The sequence below is a fragment of the Streptomyces sp. NPDC089919 genome, from assembly GCF_040684615.1.
Lineage (GTDB): Bacteria > Actinomycetota > Actinomycetes > Streptomycetales > Streptomycetaceae > Streptomyces.
The window spans coordinates 55,687-72,708 of sequence record NZ_JBFBGK010000005.1 but is presented as its reverse complement, the minus strand read 5'-3'; the positions used below and the strand labels follow the sequence as shown (position 1 = coordinate 72,708).

The following is a 17,022-nucleotide window of genomic DNA, read 5'->3' as shown; positions in this document are numbered from 1 at the left end:
CAGCGACCAAGGTCTCGTCTTGCGGCCGGGGCTGTCGTCCGAAGGTATCGGCCCCGGGCCGGGCCCCCGGAACACCCCGTCCCGCGTCGTAGATTGCGGGACATGACCCGCCAGAGCGTCCGTGACCGCCTCTCCGACCTCGGTGCCTTCCTCCTCGCGGCCGTCTTCGCCGTGCTCACCGCCGACGAGGCGCTGGCGGGCCGGGAGCTGTCCGAGACGGCCCTCTTCTACGACCAGCTCGCCGGGGGCCTCGCCTGCGCCGCGCTGTTCCTGCGGCGCCGCTACCCCGTGCAGCTGTCCGTGCTGCTGGTGGCCGCCGGGACGTTCTCGCACTTCGTGACCGGCCCGACGCTGGTGGCGCTGTTCACCGTCGCCTCCCGGTGCCCGGTGCGCACCACCCGCCTGGTGGCCTTCCTGACGGCCCTGCCGCTGCCGGTGTTCCTGATCCGGCACCCCGACCCCTCGCTGCCGGTCGCGACCTCGGGGGTCGTGTACTTCGCGCTGGTCTCGGCCGCCTTCGGCTGGGGGCTGTACGTCCGGTCCCGGCGGCGCCTGGTCGAGGAACTGCACGAGCGCGCCGAGCGGGCCGAGTCGGAGGCCCAGCGCACCGCCCGGGAGGAGATCGCCCGCGAGATGCACGACGTGCTCGCCCACCGGCTCTCCCTGCTGAGCGTGCACGCCGGAGCGCTGGAGTACCACCCCGACGCCCCGGCCGCGGAGGTGCAGCGGGCGGCCGGGGTGATCCGGGACAGCGCCCACCAGGCGCTGGAGGACCTGCGCGAGATCATCGGGGTGCTCCGGGACCCGGCCGGCCCGGAGGGCACCGACCGGCCGCAGCCCACCCTGGCCGACCTGCCCCGGCTGGCCGCCGAGTCCCGGGCCGCGGGCACGCCCGTGGTGCTGGACCAGGACGTGCCCGGGGCGTCGGAGGTCCCCGCGGTCCTGGGCCGGGCCGTCTACCGGGCCGTCCAGGAGGGCCTGACCAACGCCCGCAAGCACGCCCCGGACGCCGAGGTCACCGTGACCGTGCGCGGCACCCCGGGCGAGGGCCTGGTCGTGGAGCTGCGCAACGCGTTGCCCGGCGCCCCGCTCGAGCGGGCCATCCCGGGCGCCGGCCACGGGCTGATCGGGCTGGCCGAACGGGTCCGGCTGGCCGGCGGACGACTGGAACACGGCGGCACCGGCGCGGAGTTCCGCCTCCACGTCTGGCTACCGTGGACCGTGCGACCCCGTTCCACCTCGTCCTGACCGACCCCATCCGAGGAGCCTGCGGTGAACGACCCCGCTGCCGTGCGTGTCCTGCTCGTGGACGACGATGCGCTGGTGCGCTCGGGACTGCGGCTGATGCTCGGCGGCGCCCCGGACATCACGGTGGTCGGTGAGGCTGCCGACGGCTCGGAGGTGCCCGCGCTGGTGGACGCGCTCAGCCCCGACGTCGTCCTGATGGACATCCGCATGCCGGGGGTCGACGGGCTCACCGCCACCGAGGAGCTGCGCCGCCGGGCGGACCCGCCCCAGGTGCTGGTGCTCACCACCTTCAACACCGACGAGCACGTGCTGCGGGCCCTGCGGGCCGGGGCCGGCGGCTTCGTCCTCAAGCACACCCCGCCCGCGCAGATCGTGGCGGCCGTCCGCAGCGTCGTCGCGGGGGAGCCGGTGCTCTCGCCGGCCGTCACCCGGCAGCTGATCGCCCAGGTCTCCGGCGATCCGGGGCAGCTGGGCCGGGCGGCCCGGGCCCGGGACCAGCTCGCCTCGCTGGGCGCCCGGGAGCGGGAGGTGGCGGTGGCCGTCGGCGAGGGCAAGGCGAACGCGGAGATCGCCGCCGAACTGTTCATGAGCCTCCCCACGGTCAAGACCAACGTCTCGCGCATCATGGCCAAGCTCGGCCTGAACAACCGGGTCCAGATCGCCCTGCTGGTCAACGACGCCGGCGAGCTCTGAGCGGACGGCGCCGAGGACGGCGCCGGGGACACCGCCGCGCCGCATGGCGGGCCCGGAAAAACCCGGACGCTTCCGGCACTCCGAAATGCGAAGCTGCGGGCATGACTTCCGCACCAGAAGAGCTCCTTCCCGCCACCCGCCGCGCCCTGCTGCACCGGATCGCCGTGGCGCAGTCGGAGGGCCGCGCGCCCTCGGTGGTGGCGGCCGTGGTCCGGGACGGCCGGACCGTCTGGGAGGGCGCCCGCTCCTCCGTCGACGGCCACGCCCCCGACGGCGACGTCCAGTACCGCATCGGCTCGATCACCAAGACCTTCACGGCCGTGCTGGTCATGCGGCTGCGCGACGAGGGGCTGCTGGACCTGTCCGACCCGCTGGAGAAGCACCTGCCCGGCACGGCCGCGGGCGAGGTGACCATCGCCCAGCTGCTGGCGCACTCGGGCGGTCTGGCGGCCGAGTCGCCCGGCGAGTGGTGGGAGCGCTCCGCCGGTACGCTGCGGCCCGCACTGGCCGACGTCCTGGGCGAGGAGCCCTTCAAGCACGTCCCCGGACGGGTGCACCACTACTCCAACCCGGGCTACACCCTGCTGGGTTCGCTGGTGGCGGCGGTGCGCGGGCGCCCCTGGGCGGAGGTGCTGCGGGCGGAGGTGCTGGAGCCGCTGGGCCTGGACCGGACGAGCGTCCTGCCGCAGGCTCCGCACGCGGGTGGCTGGGCGGTGCATCCGTGGGCGGACGTGATGATGCCCGAACCGCTGGAGGACCTCGGGCTGATGGCCCCGGCGGGCGTGCTCTGGTCCACCACCCGCGACCTGGCGGTCTTCGCCGCCTTCCTGCTCGCGGGCGACGACCGGGTGCTCGGTGCGAGCAGCCTGCGGGAGATGCGGGCGCCCGGTGCGCCGCCGGAGCCGGGCGGTGCCGGATCGGGGTACGGGTTCGGGCTCCAGATCCTGAACACCGGGAACCGGCTGCTGGTGGGCCACAGCGGTTCGCTGCCCGGGTTCGTCGCCGGGCTGTGGACCAGCGAGGCCGACGGGCTGGCCGCGGTGGTGGTTGCCAACTGCACCTCGGGGCTGCCCGCCTCGACCGCCGCCGCCGACCTGCTCGCGATCGTGGCGGAGGCGGAGCCGCGCTTCCCCGAGCCCTGGCGTCCGGTGTCCGCCGTGGCCCCGGAGCTCCTGGAGTTGACCGGCCCCTGGTACTGGGGCACCTCCCCGCAGCTGCTGCGGCTGACCGCGGACGGCGGGGTGGAGCTGGGCCCGGTCGGGGCGGCCGGCCGGCGGTCGCGGCTGCGGGCCGAGCCGGACGGCACCTGGACCGGGCTGGACGGCTACTACGCGGGCGAGACCCTGCGCGCGGTCCGGCGCCCGGACGGCAGCCTGAGCCATCTGGACCTCGGCTCCTTCGTCTTCACCCGGACGCCCTACGACCCGGCCGCCCCGGTTCCCGGCGGGGTGGACCCGCGGGGCTGGCGGGGCACGGACCAGGGCCTGTGACGTAGCGTCCCGGCCCCGGCGGCCGGCAGTCCGCCGGGGCCGGGACGCGGATCAGCCGGAAAGCTCGCGTTCCAGCGGGGTGCGGAAGCGCGGGGTGACCCGGGCCGCGCCGATCCACTCGGCCAGTCGGGCGGCCTCGGCCCCGATGAGCGCACCGGCCTCGGCACCCGGGTCGGTGAGCAGACGCCAGACCACCTCGCCGTCCGCACGCTGGGCCCAGCCGCCCACGATCGCGCCGTTCCACCAGACGGTGGGTCCGATGTTGCCGGCGCGGTCGAAGAGCGCGGCCCGGTGCGCGGGGTCGAGGTGGAAGCCCCGGTCGGCCCAGCCCATCGCGCTGGGGTCCAGCCCGGGCAGCAGGGCGGCCCAGGGCTCGGGGGCCGCGGTGGTGCCGGTGTCCCCCGGGGCGACCAGGGCGGCGGTGCCGTCCTCCAACCGGACCGGCTCGGCTCCCGCGGCGGCCAGCGCCTTGCGGGTCTCGGTGAGCGTCCAGCCGGTCCACCACTTCAGGTCGGCCTCGGTGGCCGGGCCGTACGAGAGCAGCCAGCGGCGGGCCAGCTCGGCCCGGGCCTCCGCCGCGGGCAGCGCGGGCCAGGGCTCGGTGTGCGTCCAGCGGAACTGGCTGGAGACCCAGCTCCCGCGGGGCCGGTCCCGACGGATGCGGCCGTCGGCGGCCAGCAGCCGGATCACCCGAGAGGCCACGCCCTGGGTGGCCTCGTACGACTTCCCGCGGAACACGGTGATCTTCTGCTGGAGGGCGGCCACGGCGGCGGACAGCTGGGTGCCGGTGGAGGGGCCCCGGGCGTCCAGCGCGGCGAGCGCGGCGGCCTCCGCGGCGGCGAGCCAGGCCGCGTCGAGGCCCTGGCCGTCGTCCGCGAGGTGCTTGAGCAGGGTCCGGCGCTCCTTGGCGGCGATGGCCCGTGCGGTGGAGGAGTCCACGTACGGTGCCAGCTCGCGGGAGACGGCGAAGAGGGTGTTGCGCATGCTCAGCAGCCGGACCAGCGCGCCCTCGTCGTAGAACTCCGCCTCCATCGACGCGGCGTCGGCACCGGAGGTGCGGGCCCGGGCGGAGAGGAAGACCGTCGCGGCGTCCGTGGCGTGCAGGGCGACCACCGAGTCCGCCGCCTCGGCGACCGTCCGCGCCCGTGCCGAAGGGGCCAGCCGGTGGCGCCGGCCCAGCCGGTTGCGGCGCTCGGCGTCGGTGAGCGTGGGGTGCTTGGTCATGCCCCGGATCGTAGGGTCGGGAGCCGACAGGTACCCGGACCTCGCGGGTCCGGGCCGTGAGCGGTCAGCGGGGCCGGGCGGGCCGGCTCAGCCGGCCGCGACCGTCAGCGGCGCGAAGCGCCGGGTCCAGTCGCCGGGGAGGTCCGGGACGCCCCGGGTCATCACGGCGTTGAAGGTGATCGAGGCGAGCCCCCGGGCCTTGAGCCAGTCCCGTAGTTCCTCGTGGCGTACGTCCACATCGGTGCGCAGCGGCCGGTCCCCGCCCGCGGCCAGCGCGCTCACCAGCGCCTTGGCCGTCCCGGTGTCCCGGGCGATCAGGGGGCCGACGACATGGGTGTGCATGTTGGGCCAGGCGGCGGCGTAGCCGGTCAGCCGGCCGGAGGGGTCCTCGGCGACCACCAGCCGGTCCGCGAAGGCGGGCAGCCGGGTGATCATGTGCATCCGGCCGGTGCCGAACACCTCGCGGTCGAGCTCGAGGATGGCCTGGAGGTCGTCGGCGGTGGCCGGCCGGGTGCCCTCCGCCGTCTCGTCCCCGAGGGCCCGGAACTCGCCCATCAGCATCTCGGCGCGGCCCGGCGTGGTGAAACCGAGCTCTTCGTAGAGCGGCCGGCCGTTCGGGGTGGCGTGCAGGGTGAGCGGTACCGGCCCCAGTTGCTCGCAGACGTACGACATCAGGCGGCGGCCCAGGCCCTGCCGGGCGAAGCGCTCGGCCACCAGCACCATGCCGATGGCCGCCAGGTCGGGGGCGTCCGGGGCATCGCCGTACCGGGTGACCACGCAGGCGGCCGCGAGCCCCTTGCCGTCGGGGGCGTCGATCCCGAATCCGGTGCCCGCGGTGAGCAGGAGCCGCCATTTGTGTTCCTCGCGGGGCCACGAGCGGTCTTCGGAGAGGTCGGCGCAGTGGGTGACGTCCCCTGCGGTGAGACGTCGGATCGTCGCGTTGGCCAGGGCAGATGTCGTCACCGTGCCACCCTCTCGAAGAGCCTCGCACCCGTCCAGTGGATTTGGCGGTTCCGTCAGGTCCACGGGGTCGTTCCGTCATGGTTCGGCGCCATGTTTCACGTGAAACATGGCGATTCCGCGACCAGAGCGGCCTTACCCGAAACAGCCCGGGCATGTTTCACGTGAAACCGAAACATGGTGTTTCACGTGAAACGGAACGTCTAGCCTCGGCTGGCATGAGCACCCTGCACCTCTTCGACCTCGACGGCACTCTCATGTACGGATCCGCCGCGCCGGTCGAGATCTCCCGCCAGCTCGGCCTCACGGTCGAGATCGCGGAGCTGGAGCAGGAGTTCAGTGAGCGCAGGATCGAGCCGCCCGAGTTCGCCCAGCGCCTGCGGTCCCTGTGGGCGGAACTCACCGAGGTCCAGGTCCGGGCGGCTTTTGACGGTGCTCCGTGGCTGGCCGGGATCAAGGAGGTCTGGCAGGAGATCCGCGAGCGCGGCGACTACTGCGCCGTGGTGTCCCTCTCCCCGTCCTTCTTCGTCGAACTGCTCGTGGAATGGGGAGCCCATGCCGCGCACGGCTCGGTCTTCCCGGCCGTTCCCTTCACCCTCCCTCTCGACACGAGCGGAATTCTGACGCCCGCCCGGAAGGTGGAGGTGGCCGACCGGCTGTGTGCCCGTTTCGGGGTGACCCGGAACGATTGCATTGCCTATGGGGATTCGATGACGGACGCGGAGTTGTTCGCGGTCGTTCCGGTCTCCGTCGCGGTCAATGCGCGGCCGCACCTGGCGGCCGTGGCCACGCACGTGTACCAGGGGCTCGACCTTCGAGAGGCCTACCGGCTCGCGTCACTGCCCCGACAGGCGAGTGCCGGATCCTAACCGCAAAACCGGAGCGAAACGCGGTGTTTCCGCGTTTTGCCCCAAGTGCTGTATGGGGCTGGCATTCTGCGAGTGCCCGGAATCACCGATTCGAGGCCGAGGCGCGCGCAGACCGACCGAGTTGCTTTTAAGCGAGGCACCGCATGGACGCTCCGCCCACCAGACCGGCCAGAGGCGTGGCCCAGATACCCAAGGTGGGCCGCTCGTCACCCCGGCCCGCTCCCGCAGCAGCCGTACCGCCGGCCCGGTCCCCGGCCGCCCCGAAACCGGCCCCGGCCGAACCGGCCGGCGAACTCCCCGTCCCAGGACCGGTCTCCCCGGAGCCCTCACCGGATGCCGTGGTCATCCGGCGGACCCTGGCGGAGATCGAGCCCATCGCGGACAAGGTCACCTCGTACTTCTACGCCCTGGTCTTCGTCGGCCATCCCGAGCTGCGGGAGCTGTTCCCCGCCGCCATGGACGTCCAGCGGGACCGGCTCCTCAAGGCCCTGCTGACCGCCGCGGAACACATCGACAACCCCGGTGTGCTCGCCCCCTACCTGCGCCGGCTCGGCGGCGGGCACCGCAAGTACGGCACCCGGCCGGAGCATTACCCGGTCGTGGGCGAGGCCCTGATCGGAGCGCTGTCGCGGTACGCCGCCGACACCTGGGGCCCCGAGGCGGAGGCCGCCTGGGTCCGGGCGTACACCGTCATCTCGCAGATCATGATCGACGCGGCGGCCGAGGACGAGCAGCTCCGGCCCGCCTGGTGGCAGGCGGAGGTGGTCTCGCACGACCTGCGCACCCCGGACATCGCCGTGGTCACCGTCCGCCCCGACCAGCCGTACCCCTTCCTCGCGGGCCAGTACACGAGCCTGGAGACGCCCTGGTGGCCCCGGGTCTGGCGGCACTACTCCTTCGCCTCGGCACCCCGCTCGGACGGCCTGCTGTCGTTCCACGTGAAGGCCGTCCCCGCGGGCTGGGTGTCGAACGCCCTGGTCCGGCACGCCCGCCCCGGTGACGTGCTGCGGCTGGGGCCCCCGGCCGGTTCGATGGTCGTGGACCACGCCACCGACAACGGCATGCTCTGCCTGGGCGGTGGCACCGGCATAGCCCCGATCAAGGCGATGATCGAGGACGTGGCGGAGCACGGCGAACGCCGCCCGGTGGAGGTGTTCTACGGCGCCCGGCGCGACGGCGACCTGTACGACATCGACACGCTGCTGGGCCTCCAGCAGTCGCACTCCTGGCTGTCGGTGCGACCGGTGGTCTCCAACGGGCTGACCGGCCAACTGCCCCAGGCCGTCGGCGAGCACGGGCCCTGGAACTCCTACGACGCCTACCTCTCCGGCCCGCCGGGGATGATCCGCAGCGGGGTGTACGCCCTCGAGCGGATCGGCATCCCGCGCGACCGGATCCGGCACGACGCGGTGGAGGAGCTGGTGGCGGCGGGCTGACGCCCCGGACCGGCCCCGGCGCCCTCCCGGCCCGGGGCCGGACGCCTCAGCCCAGGTCCGGGGCGTGCATCGCGCGCACGCCTTCGATGTTCCCGTCCAGGTAGTGCCGCAGGGAGAGCGGGACGAGGTGCACGGCCGCGATGCCGACCCGGCTGAACGGGATCCGGACGATCTCGTACTCGCCCTGGGGCTCGTCGATCTCGGGGCCGTGGCGCTGGCTGGTGTCCATGGACTCCAGCCGGCAGACGAAGAAGTGCTGGACCTTCACGCCGGTGACACCGCCCTCGGCGATGTGCTCGACGGTGTCCACGAAACAGGGCACCACGTCGGTGATCTTCGCCCCGAGTTCTTCGTGGACCTCGCGGTGCAGTGCGTCGACGACGGTGGTGTCATCGGGCTCCACGCCCCCTCCGGGGGTGAGCCAGTAGGGATCGACTCCGGGCTTGGTTCGCTTGATGAGGATCAGGTCGTCACCGTCGAGCAGGATGGCGCGGGCGGTGCGTTTGACCACGGGACGTTCGGTCATGGGAAAAGAGTGGCCCGGTTCCGGGCGTCTGAAACTCACCAGCCCGCGGCGGCCTCCAGCAGGCGCTGCTGGGCGCGGGCCAGATGCGGCAGTCCGAGCGTGCCGGTGCGGGCCGTGAGGAAGTAGGTGCGCAGGGGCGGTACCGGCGGTTCCAGCAGGGCCACCACCCGCCGCTCCGCCAGGGCCGCCGCGCACAGGTACTTCGGCAGGACCGCGAGCCCGCCCCCGGCGGCCACGCACTCCAGCACCGCGCGCAGGTCCGGCACCACGACCGTGGCCGCGGCGGGCGGGCGGGTGTCGAAGACGGCCGTCCAGTACCGGGAGACCAGCGGCAGGGATTCGTGGACCTCGACCAGCGGCACCCCGTCCAGCGCGGCCGGTCCCTTGTCGCGCAGGGCCACCGGGTCGACGTACGCCGCCCACTGCGGGGCGGCGACCAGGACGTGCTCCTCGTCGCACAGGGCGCCCGAGACGAACAGCCCGCCGCGCGGCCGGGCGGTGGTCACGGCCAGGTCGTAATGGCCGGCGGCCAGCCCCTCCAGGACCTCCTCGGGATCGGCCAGCAGCGCGGCGCGGACCGCCCCCTCCGCCCCGAGGGCTCCCCCGGTCAGGGCGGGCAGCACCCGTAGCGAGACGAACTCCGGCGGCCCGGCCAGGTGCAGGGTGCGGGGCGGTGCCCCCGCGTCCGTCCCGGCGATCTCCAGCAGGGCGTCCAGGTGCGGGGCGGCCCGGTGCGCCAGCTCGTCCCCGACGGCCGTCGGGGTCACGCCCCGGGCCCGGCGCAGGAAGAGGGGGCGGCCGAGTTGCCGCTCCAGGGTGCGGATCTGCGAGGTCACGGCCGGCTGGGAGAGTCCGAGCAGGGCGGCGGCCCGGGTGAACGAACCGGCCCGGTGCACGGCGACGAAGGTACGGAGGAGGGCCAGGTCCATGGCAGCCCCTCTCTGGTGGCTCCGCCCGGCCGCCCGGACGGCAGACTCCCCACTATAAATATGTCGATAGGTCTCTGTCGTTCCTGTGATTGGACTCTGACACAGGGTCAACTAGCCTTGTCGGCGTGGTTCTTCGCCTGGTGACCCGGTGGGGGACCAGGACGCTCCGAGCCATGAGGGGGGAGGCTCGGAGCGTCCCTCCGCGCCTCAGACCTGCGGTGCAGCCGCCGCGTCCAGGGCGCGCAGCACGTCCGCCACCAGGTCGTCGGTGTCCTCGACCCCGGCCGAGAAGCGGATGAAACCCTCGGGCACGGCATCGCCGCCCCACCGTCCGCGGCGCTCGGCCGTGGAGCGGACTCCACCAAAACTGGTCGCGTCCTCGACCAGCCGTGCGGCGGCCAGGAAGCGCTCGGCGTGGGCCCGGTCGGGGAGGGTGAAGGACACCACGCCCCCGAAGCCCTGCATCTGACGGGCCGCGATCTTGTGCGAGGGGTCCTCGGGCAGCCCGGGATAGCGCAGCCCCCGTACCTCGTCCCTACCGGCCAGCGCCTCGGCCACCGCCAGGGCGTTCGCCCACTGCCGGTGGTTGCGCAGCGCGATGGTGGCCAGGGAGCGGTGTGCCAGCCAGGCCTCCATGGGGCCCGGGATGGCACCGACGATCTTGCGCCAGGAGCGCACCTGGGCCGCCAGGGCGGGGTCCCGGCAGACCACGTAGCCGAGCAGCAGGTCGCCGTGACCGGTCAGTCCCTTGGTGCCGCTGGCCACGGCGAAGTCCGCACCGAGTGCCAGCGGGCGCTGCCCGAGCGGGGTGGCCAGGGTGTTGTCCACCGCGACCAGGGCCCCGGCCCGGTGCGCCGCCTCGGCGAGCCGGCGGACGTCGCAGACGTCCAGCCCCGGGTTGGACGGGGTCTCCAGCCAGAGCAGCCGGGCGCCGTCGAGGTGGTGCAGCTGGCCGTCGTCGGCGGTGGGCGCGGTGCGCACCCGCACGCCGTAGGCCGCCAGCTGGTCGCGGACCAGGGGAAGCACCTGGTAGCCGTCGTCCGGCAGGACCACGGTGTCGCCGGAGCGGGCCTGGGAGAGCAGGACCGCCGCGATGGCCGCCATGCCGGAGGCGAAGACGACCGTCTCGACCTCCTCCCCGGGGGCCTCCAGCTCGCCGATGGCGCGTTCCAGCAGGGTCCAGGTCGGGTTGGTGTCCCGGCCGTAGGTGTAGGGCCCGTCGACCTCTCCGGGCAGGTGGAAGTGGGCCGCGAAGACCGGGCCGGGCAGGGTCGGGGCGTTCTTGACCGGCTCGGGCAGGCCGGCGCGCACAGCGCGGGTGCCCTCGCCGTAGCCGTCGGTCGCTCCGGCCGCGGGGCCGTCGTGGTGGGTACGCACTCAGTCGCCGTCGGGCAGGGCGACGTTCACGGCCCAGGAGACGACGCTGATGATCAGGCCGCCGACCACCGCGGTCCAGAAGCCCTCGACGTGGAAGCTGAGGTCGAGCTTGTCGCAGATCCACGAGGTCAGCAGCAGCATCAGGGCGTTCACCACGAGGGTGAACAGGCCCAGGGTGAGGATGAAGAGGGGGAAGGAGAGGAGCTTCACCACCGGCTTGACGACGATGTTGACCAGGCCGAAGACCAGCGCGACGAGCACGAGGGTCAGGGCCTTCTTGCCGGTGCTGTCACCGGTCAGCGTGATCTTCTCGAGCAGCCAGATGGCCACGGCCAGGGCCGCCGAGTTGGCGAGCGTCTTGACTAGGAAATTCGTCATGTGTCTGATCGTTGCAGAGAAGGTCCGTGACGGACATCAGCAGAACAGTGGAACCGAGAACACAAGGGGCAAGAGGCAGATGAAGGCATTCCGGCTGGAGGAACTGGAGGCGCAGCGCGCCGCCAACCAGGGCGCCTACCTCCAGTTCCTCCGCGAACGGAACATGTCCGTGGGCCTGTACGCGCTGGACGCCGGCCAGGCCGATCCGCAGCAGCCGCACGGCCAGGACGAGGTGTACTTCGTGGTCAGCGGGCGGGCCTCGGTCACCGTGGGGGACGAGACGGAGACGGTGGCGCGGGGCAGCGTGGTGTACGTGCCGGCCGGGGTGGTGCACCGGTTCCACCACATCACCGAGGACCTGAAGGTGCTGGTGGTGTTCTCCCCGCCGGAGAGCTGACCCCTAGGGGTCAGCTCAGGGGACTCCAAGGGCTCAGCGGCCCCCGTTCTTCCTTCCGCACTCCTAGCATCGAAGCCAGGAAGCAAACACCTGAGGAAGAGGTAGAGGCAATGGACGGCATCCGGGAGATATTCGCAGGCATGCCTTGGTGGGTGAAGTGGATCGCGGTCCCGCTGCTCGCGCTGATGGTCTTCGGCGGGGTCATCACCACCATCCTCGGCGCCCTGATCGGGTTCGTGTTCAAGGCCCTCCTCTTCGTCGCGCTGGTCGGCGGTCTGATCTTCGTGGTCCGCAAGTTCACCGGCGCGGGCACGAAGTCGGCGCACGGCGACTGGTAGTCACCGGCCGGTCCACCGCGACCGGCCTGTGCGATCGCCCTGCTGTGACCGGCCTGCGCTGACCGGTCCGCCGCAACCGGTCTGCCCGCCGCAATCGGGCAGACCGGTGATTAGCCCACGAGAGGGAACGAGACCCGCCAAACCATCTGCGACCGGGGAACCCGCAGATAGGGTTGGCCCCCAGGCGGCCCGCCGCCACGCCTGGGGGTGAGCTGTGTCTTCGGTGCACAACGCCGCTGTGCCGACACTGATCGGGTCGGTCCAGCGAGCGCTGAGACTCCTCGAGGCCGCGGGTGCGCACAGCGAGGGAGCCCCCGCCAAACAACTGGCCCGCGAGGCCGGCCTGCCCCTCCCCACCGCGTACCACCTGCTCCGCACCCTGACGCACGAGGGCTACCTCCGCAGGGAGAGCGGAGTCTTTCTGCTGGGCGATGCGGCCGGGCGGCTGGCCGGTGGGGGACTGCAGCAGAAACGTCGCATCATGATCCTCGACTCCCTCGCGCACTTCCGCGAAGTGGTCGGCGCACCCGTCTACTTCGCGGTCTTCCGCGCGGGTGAGATCGAGGTGGTGGGGGTCAGCGACACCCCCGAGATGCCCGCCGTCCGGGAGTGGGCCGACTTCCGGGCCACCGGGCACGCCCACGCCATCGGCCAGTGCCTCCTCGCCCAGCTCGACGAGCAGACCCGGCGCGACTACTACGCGCGGCATCCCGTCGAGGCCATCACCCCGTACACCGTCCGGGACCTGCGGGCGCTCGAGCAGCGGATCGCCGCCATGGGCCGGATGCAGCCGGTGATCGAGCGTCAGGAGTACGTCCTCGGCTCGGTCTGCGCGGCCATCCCGATCACAGCGGGTGACACCGCCGCGACCATGGCGATTTCCCTTCCCCTGGACCAGCAGGACCGGTTGCTCTATGTGGTTGATCGGCTACGGAGTGAAGTAGGCGCGCTGTTGAGCTCACTCTCGTTCTCTATCAGTATCTGAAATCTCACTCCTTGTGATCTGCGGTCGCTTCCACCACTCTTGTCAAGAGGGCCCTGGGGGATCATTCCTGGCCACTTCTCACAACAGCGGGGTACGCAATGCGCGAGTCGGTACAGGCAGAAGTCATGATGAGCTTCCTCGTTTCCGAGGAGCTTTCGTTCCGGATCCCGGTGGAGCTCCGGTACGACGCACGCGACCCCTACGCCGTGCGCCTGACCTTCCACCTTCCCGGAGACGCGCCCGTGACCTGGGCGTTCGGCCGGGAGCTGCTGCTCGACGGCATCAACAAGCCGTGCGGTGACGGCGATGTGCACATCTCCCCCACCGATCCGGAGGAGCTGTCCGACGTCCACATCCGGCTCCAGGTCGGCGGCGACCGGGCCCTGTTCAGGGCCGGTGCGGCCCCGCTGATCGCGTTCCTGGACCGGACCGACCGGCTGGTGCCGCTCGGTCAGGAGCGCAACCTCGGTGATTTCGAGGGGAATCTGGACGAGGCGCTGGACAAGATCCTCGCCGAGACCCGCACCCGGCAGAACGAGCAGAACGCAGGCTGAAATCCGGCCGCCCGCAGGCCCGCCCGGCGAGCCGACGCGCCGAGCCGATCATCACCCTCCGTAGCCGAGGCCGGTGGACGTCCCGACCTCCGCGCTCTCCGTCCGGCGGACGGCTACCGCTTGCGCCGGCGTCCCCGACCGCCCCGCCCGGGTACCCCAGCGGGCGTGGCGGTCGGGGACACCGGCCGGTCCGCCGACACCACCAGCGCGGCCAGCGCCGTGGTCACCGGCACCGAGGCCACCAGGCCGATCGACCCGACCAGGGTCCGCACGATCTCCTCCGCCACCAGCTCGCTGTTGGCCACCGTGCCCACGCTGCTCTGGGCGATCGAGAAGAGCAGCAGCAGCGGCAGCGCCGCGCCCGCATAGGCCAGCACCAGCGTGTTGACCACCGAGGCGATGTGGTCCCGGCCGATCCGGATGCCCGCCCGGTAGAGGTCCCGGGGGCCCATGGCCGGGTCCGCCTGGTGCAGTTCCCACACCGCCGAGGTCTGGGTGACCGTCACATCGTCGAGCACGCCGAGCGATCCGATGATCACACCCGCCAGCAGCAGGCCGCTCATGTCGATGTGCGGGTACAGGCCGTGGATCAGGCCGGTGTTGTCATCCGTGTTGCCGCTCAGGAACGCCCAGTCGATGAAGAGCGAGCCCAACAGCCCGATCAGCACCAGCGAGACCAGGGTGCCGAGCACCGCCACCGAGGTGCGCGCCGTCAGGCCGTGGCACATGTACAGCGCGATGAGCATGATCGCGCTGGCCCCGACCACCGCCACCAGCAGCGGGTTCGACCCCTGGAGGATGGCCGGCAGGATGAACAGCGTCAGCACCGCGAAGCTCACCACCAGCGCGATCAGCGCGGTGACCCCGCGCAGCCGGCCGACCAGCACCACCGCCACCGCGAAGATGCCGGCCAGCAGCGCCAGCGGCAGCTTCCGGTTCACGTCGATCACCGAGTACTGGAGATCCCGCGGAGCGTCGGGCGCGTACGCCACCACGACCTCCTGACCGTCGCTCAACTGCCGGGGCGCGCCCGGCTGGACGATCTCGACGAAGGTCCGGCCCCGGTCGGGGCCGCTGCGCACCTCGACGGTGGCCTTCTTGCACTGCCCGTTCTGCGACTGCACCGCCTCGCGGCCCTCGGGGGTGGAGGTGTCCCCGGTCGGCGGGACCTGTGCGGCGTTGACGTCCTTGCAGTCCACCCGCTCCAGCCGGACCACTTGGCCCTGCTGGGTCTGCCGGTCGAAGCCGACGCCGGTCCGGGAGTGGTCGGGGGTGCCGCCGGGCCAGAGCACCGCCATGCCGATGACCACGGCCGCGGCGAAGGGGATCAGGACGGCGGCGATGACCTTGCGCAGGTGCCGGGAGCCGGGCGCGGCCGGTCCGTGGCTGTGCGCGTGCCCGTGCCCGCCGTGGCCTCCGTGCCCGTGCCCGCCGTGACCTCCATGGCCGCCGTGTCCGGAGCGCCCGTGACCGTCGTGTCCCCCGTGCCCGTGGCCACTGTGGTCGGAGTGCCCGTCGTGGCCCGCACGGTCGGAGTGGTCCGGGTGGTCGCCGGGGTTCCTGGGGCGCTGCGGAGAGGTGGTCACCGGCCGATCATCGCAAGAGATGAGGGGGCCCACTGTTCAGCGCCACACAGATGACGCTAGCGTGGGGGCACCTTTGCACAACGCGGGAGCTCGGAGCACCGGGCTGAGAGGGCGCTGATCACCGTACGCGCGTCGAGGACGACGAGCGGGTACGGGAGGAGGCTGCGTCGACCGCCGAACCTGTTACCGGGTAATGCCGGCGTAGGGAGATAGGTCTCATGACCATTCAGGATGCACGCACGCCTGCCACCAGCCAGGACGAGCGCACGCCGGGCTGGCACAAGGGGTACGTCGTGGGCTCCCGCCCCGACCTCCGGGTGCCCGTCCGACAGGTCCACCTCACCAACGGCAAGGACGTCACGCTCTACGACACGTCCGGTCCGTACACCGACCCCGCCGTCGACACCGACGTCCGCCGGGGCCTGGCCCCGCTCCGCGAGAACTGGATCATCGGTCGCGGCGACACCGAGGAGTACGCGGGCCGTCCCGTGCGCCCCGAGGACGACGGCATCAAGCACACCTCGCCGCGCGGTGGCCTGAAGAACCTCGACGCGGTCTTCCCGGGCCGCCCGCGGCAGCCCCGCCGCGGCCGGGGCGGCCAGGCCGTCACGCAGCTCGCGTACGCCCGCCGGGGCGAGATCACCCCGGAGATGGAGTACGTCGCGATCCGCGAGAACGTCTCCCCCGAGGTCGTCCGCGAGGAGATCGCCGCAGGTCGCGCGGTGCTCCCGGCGAACGTCAACCACCCGGAGATCGAGCCGATGATCATCGGCAAGCGCTTCCTGGTGAAGGTCAACGCCAACATCGGCAACTCCGCGGTCACCTCCTCCATCGAGGAGGAGGTCGACAAGATGACCTGGGCGACCAAGTGGGGCGCCGACACGGTCATGGACCTCTCCACCGGCCGCAACATCCACACCACCCGCGAGTGGGTGCTGCGCAACTCCCCGGTCCCGATCGGCACCGTGCCCCTGTACCAGGCCCTGGAGAAGGTCGACGGCCGCGCCGAGGACCTGACCTGGGAGATCTACAAGGACACGGTCATCGAGCAGGCCGAGCAGGGCGTGGACTACATGACGGTGCACGCCGGCGTGCTGCTGCCGTACGTCCCGCTGACCGCCCGCCGCAAGACCGGCATCGTCTCCCGCGGCGGCTCGATCATGGCCGCGTGGTGCCTGGCGCACCACAAGGAGAACTTCCTCTACACGAACTTCGAGGAGCTCTGCGAGATCCTCGCGACGTACGACGTCACGTACTCGCTGGGCGACGGCCTGCGCCCCGGCTCCATCGCGGACGCCAACGACGAGGCGCAGTTCGCCGAGCTGCGCACGCTGGGCGAGCTGAACACCATCGCCAAGCGGCACAACGTCCAGACGATGATCGAGGGCCCGGGCCACGTCCCGATGCACAAGATCAAGGAGAACATCGACCTCCAGCAGGAGATCTGCGAGGAGGCGCCGTTCTACACGCTCGGCCCGCTGACCACCGACGTCGCTCCGGCGTACGACCACATCACCTCGGGCATCGGCGCCGCGATGATCGCCTGGTGGGGCACGGCCATGCTCTGCTACGTGACGCCCAAGGAGCACCTGGGCCTGCCCAACCGGGACGACGTCAAGACCGGTGTGATCACCTACAAGATCGCCGCGCACGCCGCCGACCTGGCCAAGGGCCACCCCGGTGCCCAGGAGTGGGACGACGCCCTGTCGGACGCCCGCTTCGAGTTCCGCTGGGAGGACCAGTTCAACCTGGCCCTGGACCCCGACACGGCGCGTGAGTTCCACGACGAGACGCTGCCCGCCGAGCCGGCCAAGACCGCGCACTTCTGCTCGATGTGCGGTCCGAAGTTCTGCTCGATGAAGATCTCCCAGGACATCCGCCGCGAGCACGGCGGAGACCTGAAGGCCGAGGAGATCCAGGCCGGCATGGCGGAGAAGTCCGCCGAGTTCGCCGCCTCGGGCAACCGGGTCTACCTGCCGCTGGCGGACTGACCCGCACGCACTGCCACGGGACGGACCCGCGACCCTGTGGG

The 17,022-nt window shown here is 72.2% G+C and carries 17 protein-coding genes and 1 riboswitch; of the genes, 10 read left to right on the top strand and 7 right to left on the bottom strand.

From position 1 onward, the window contains the following. Positions 1–102 precede the first annotated feature (102 nt). The 3 genes from AB0O40_RS03905 (at position 103) to AB0O40_RS03895 (ending at position 3,431) form a co-directional block, all read left to right on the top strand. Positions 103–1,248 (top strand): histidine kinase, encoded by a 1,146-nt coding sequence (locus tag AB0O40_RS03905; protein WP_365035318.1) that lies wholly within the window; start codon positions 103–105, stop codon positions 1,246–1,248. A gap of 24 nt (positions 1,249–1,272) precedes the next feature. Continuing rightward, positions 1,273–1,941 carry a response regulator transcription factor gene (locus AB0O40_RS03900; RefSeq protein WP_365035317.1) on the top strand — a complete coding sequence of 223 codons (669 nt, stop codon included), beginning with the start codon at positions 1,273–1,275 and terminating at the stop codon, positions 1,939–1,941. Positions 1,942–2,042: 101 nt separating this feature from the next. Further along, positions 2,043–3,431, top strand: coding sequence for a serine hydrolase domain-containing protein (locus AB0O40_RS03895; RefSeq protein ID WP_365035315.1), 1,389 nt, complete (start codon positions 2,043–2,045; stop codon positions 3,429–3,431). A 51-nt stretch (positions 3,432–3,482) separates the two neighbouring features. Here AB0O40_RS03895 and AB0O40_RS03890 read toward each other — a convergent pair whose 3' ends face one another. Together AB0O40_RS03890 and AB0O40_RS03885 are read right to left on the bottom strand one after the other, a co-directional pair. Further along, the gene (locus AB0O40_RS03890) at positions 3,483–4,655 is read right to left on the bottom strand and encodes a winged helix DNA-binding domain-containing protein (RefSeq protein WP_365035314.1); all 1,173 of its coding nucleotides are present in this window, start codon (positions 4,653–4,655) and stop codon (positions 3,483–3,485) included. An 87-nt stretch (positions 4,656–4,742) separates the two neighbouring features. Then, complete coding sequence (locus AB0O40_RS03885) at positions 4,743–5,618, bottom strand: GNAT family N-acetyltransferase (RefSeq protein WP_365035312.1); 876 nt, start codon at positions 5,616–5,618, stop codon at positions 4,743–4,745. 215 nt (positions 5,619–5,833) lie between these two features. Here AB0O40_RS03885 and AB0O40_RS03880 point away from each other — a divergent pair, with 215 nt between their 5' ends. Further along, positions 5,834–6,484 (top strand): HAD-IB family phosphatase, encoded by a 651-nt coding sequence (locus AB0O40_RS03880; RefSeq protein WP_365035310.1) that lies wholly within the window; start codon positions 5,834–5,836, stop codon positions 6,482–6,484. A gap of 143 nt (positions 6,485–6,627) precedes the next feature. Beyond that, on the top strand, positions 6,628–7,920 hold the full coding sequence (locus AB0O40_RS03875) for a globin domain-containing protein (protein ID WP_365035308.1): 1,293 nt from the start codon (positions 6,628–6,630) through the stop codon (positions 7,918–7,920). Between the two features lie 46 nt (positions 7,921–7,966). Here the strand turns inward: AB0O40_RS03875 and AB0O40_RS03870 are convergent, their stop codons facing one another. From AB0O40_RS03870 to AB0O40_RS03855, 4 genes are all read right to left on the bottom strand, one after another. Beyond that, positions 7,967–8,446, bottom strand: coding sequence for an NUDIX hydrolase (locus AB0O40_RS03870; protein ID WP_365035306.1), 480 nt, complete (start codon positions 8,444–8,446; stop codon positions 7,967–7,969). A 35-nt stretch (positions 8,447–8,481) separates the two neighbouring features. Further along, positions 8,482–9,375 (bottom strand): LysR family transcriptional regulator, encoded by an 894-nt coding sequence (locus tag AB0O40_RS03865; RefSeq protein WP_365035304.1) that lies wholly within the window; start codon positions 9,373–9,375, stop codon positions 8,482–8,484. A gap of 207 nt (positions 9,376–9,582) precedes the next feature. Continuing rightward, the gene (locus AB0O40_RS03860; RefSeq protein ID WP_365035302.1) at positions 9,583–10,752 is read right to left on the bottom strand and encodes a cystathionine gamma-lyase; all 1,170 of its coding nucleotides are present in this window, start codon (positions 10,750–10,752) and stop codon (positions 9,583–9,585) included. After that, entirely contained in the window at positions 10,753–11,130 is a 378-nt protein-coding gene (locus tag AB0O40_RS03855; RefSeq protein WP_365035301.1) for a phage holin family protein, read from the bottom strand. A gap of 79 nt (positions 11,131–11,209) precedes the next feature. Here AB0O40_RS03855 and AB0O40_RS03850 point away from each other — a divergent pair, with 79 nt between their 5' ends. The 4 genes from AB0O40_RS03850 (at position 11,210) to AB0O40_RS03835 (ending at position 13,404) form a co-directional block, all read left to right on the top strand. Further along, the gene (locus AB0O40_RS03850) at positions 11,210–11,527 is read left to right on the top strand and encodes a cupin domain-containing protein (RefSeq protein ID WP_365035299.1); all 318 of its coding nucleotides are present in this window, start codon (positions 11,210–11,212) and stop codon (positions 11,525–11,527) included. A gap of 119 nt (positions 11,528–11,646) precedes the next feature. After that, complete coding sequence (locus AB0O40_RS03845) at positions 11,647–11,865, top strand: DUF5326 family protein (RefSeq protein ID WP_365035443.1); 219 nt, start codon at positions 11,647–11,649, stop codon at positions 11,863–11,865. A 238-nt stretch (positions 11,866–12,103) separates the two neighbouring features. Beyond that, positions 12,104–12,850 (top strand): helix-turn-helix domain-containing protein, encoded by a 747-nt coding sequence (locus AB0O40_RS03840; protein WP_365035297.1) that lies wholly within the window; start codon positions 12,104–12,106, stop codon positions 12,848–12,850. Between the two features lie 98 nt (positions 12,851–12,948). Beyond that, positions 12,949–13,404, top strand: a complete 456-nt coding sequence (locus tag AB0O40_RS03835; protein ID WP_365035295.1) for an SsgA family sporulation/cell division regulator — start codon at positions 12,949–12,951, stop codon at positions 13,402–13,404. Positions 13,405–13,517: 113 nt separating this feature from the next. Here AB0O40_RS03835 and AB0O40_RS03830 read toward each other — a convergent pair whose 3' ends face one another. Next, complete coding sequence (locus AB0O40_RS03830) at positions 13,518–15,023, bottom strand: YibE/F family protein (RefSeq protein ID WP_365035293.1); 1,506 nt, start codon at positions 15,021–15,023, stop codon at positions 13,518–13,520. 39 nt (positions 15,024–15,062) lie between these two features. Next, a riboswitch (TPP riboswitch) is annotated at positions 15,063–15,215 on the top strand. Here AB0O40_RS03830 and thiC point away from each other — a divergent pair. Further along, a complete protein-coding gene (gene thiC, locus AB0O40_RS03825) occupies positions 15,209–16,981 on the top strand; it encodes a phosphomethylpyrimidine synthase ThiC (protein WP_365035291.1) in 1,773 nt (590 codons plus the stop codon). Its footprint overlaps the riboswitch before it by 7 nt. Positions 16,982–17,022 lie beyond the last annotated feature (41 nt).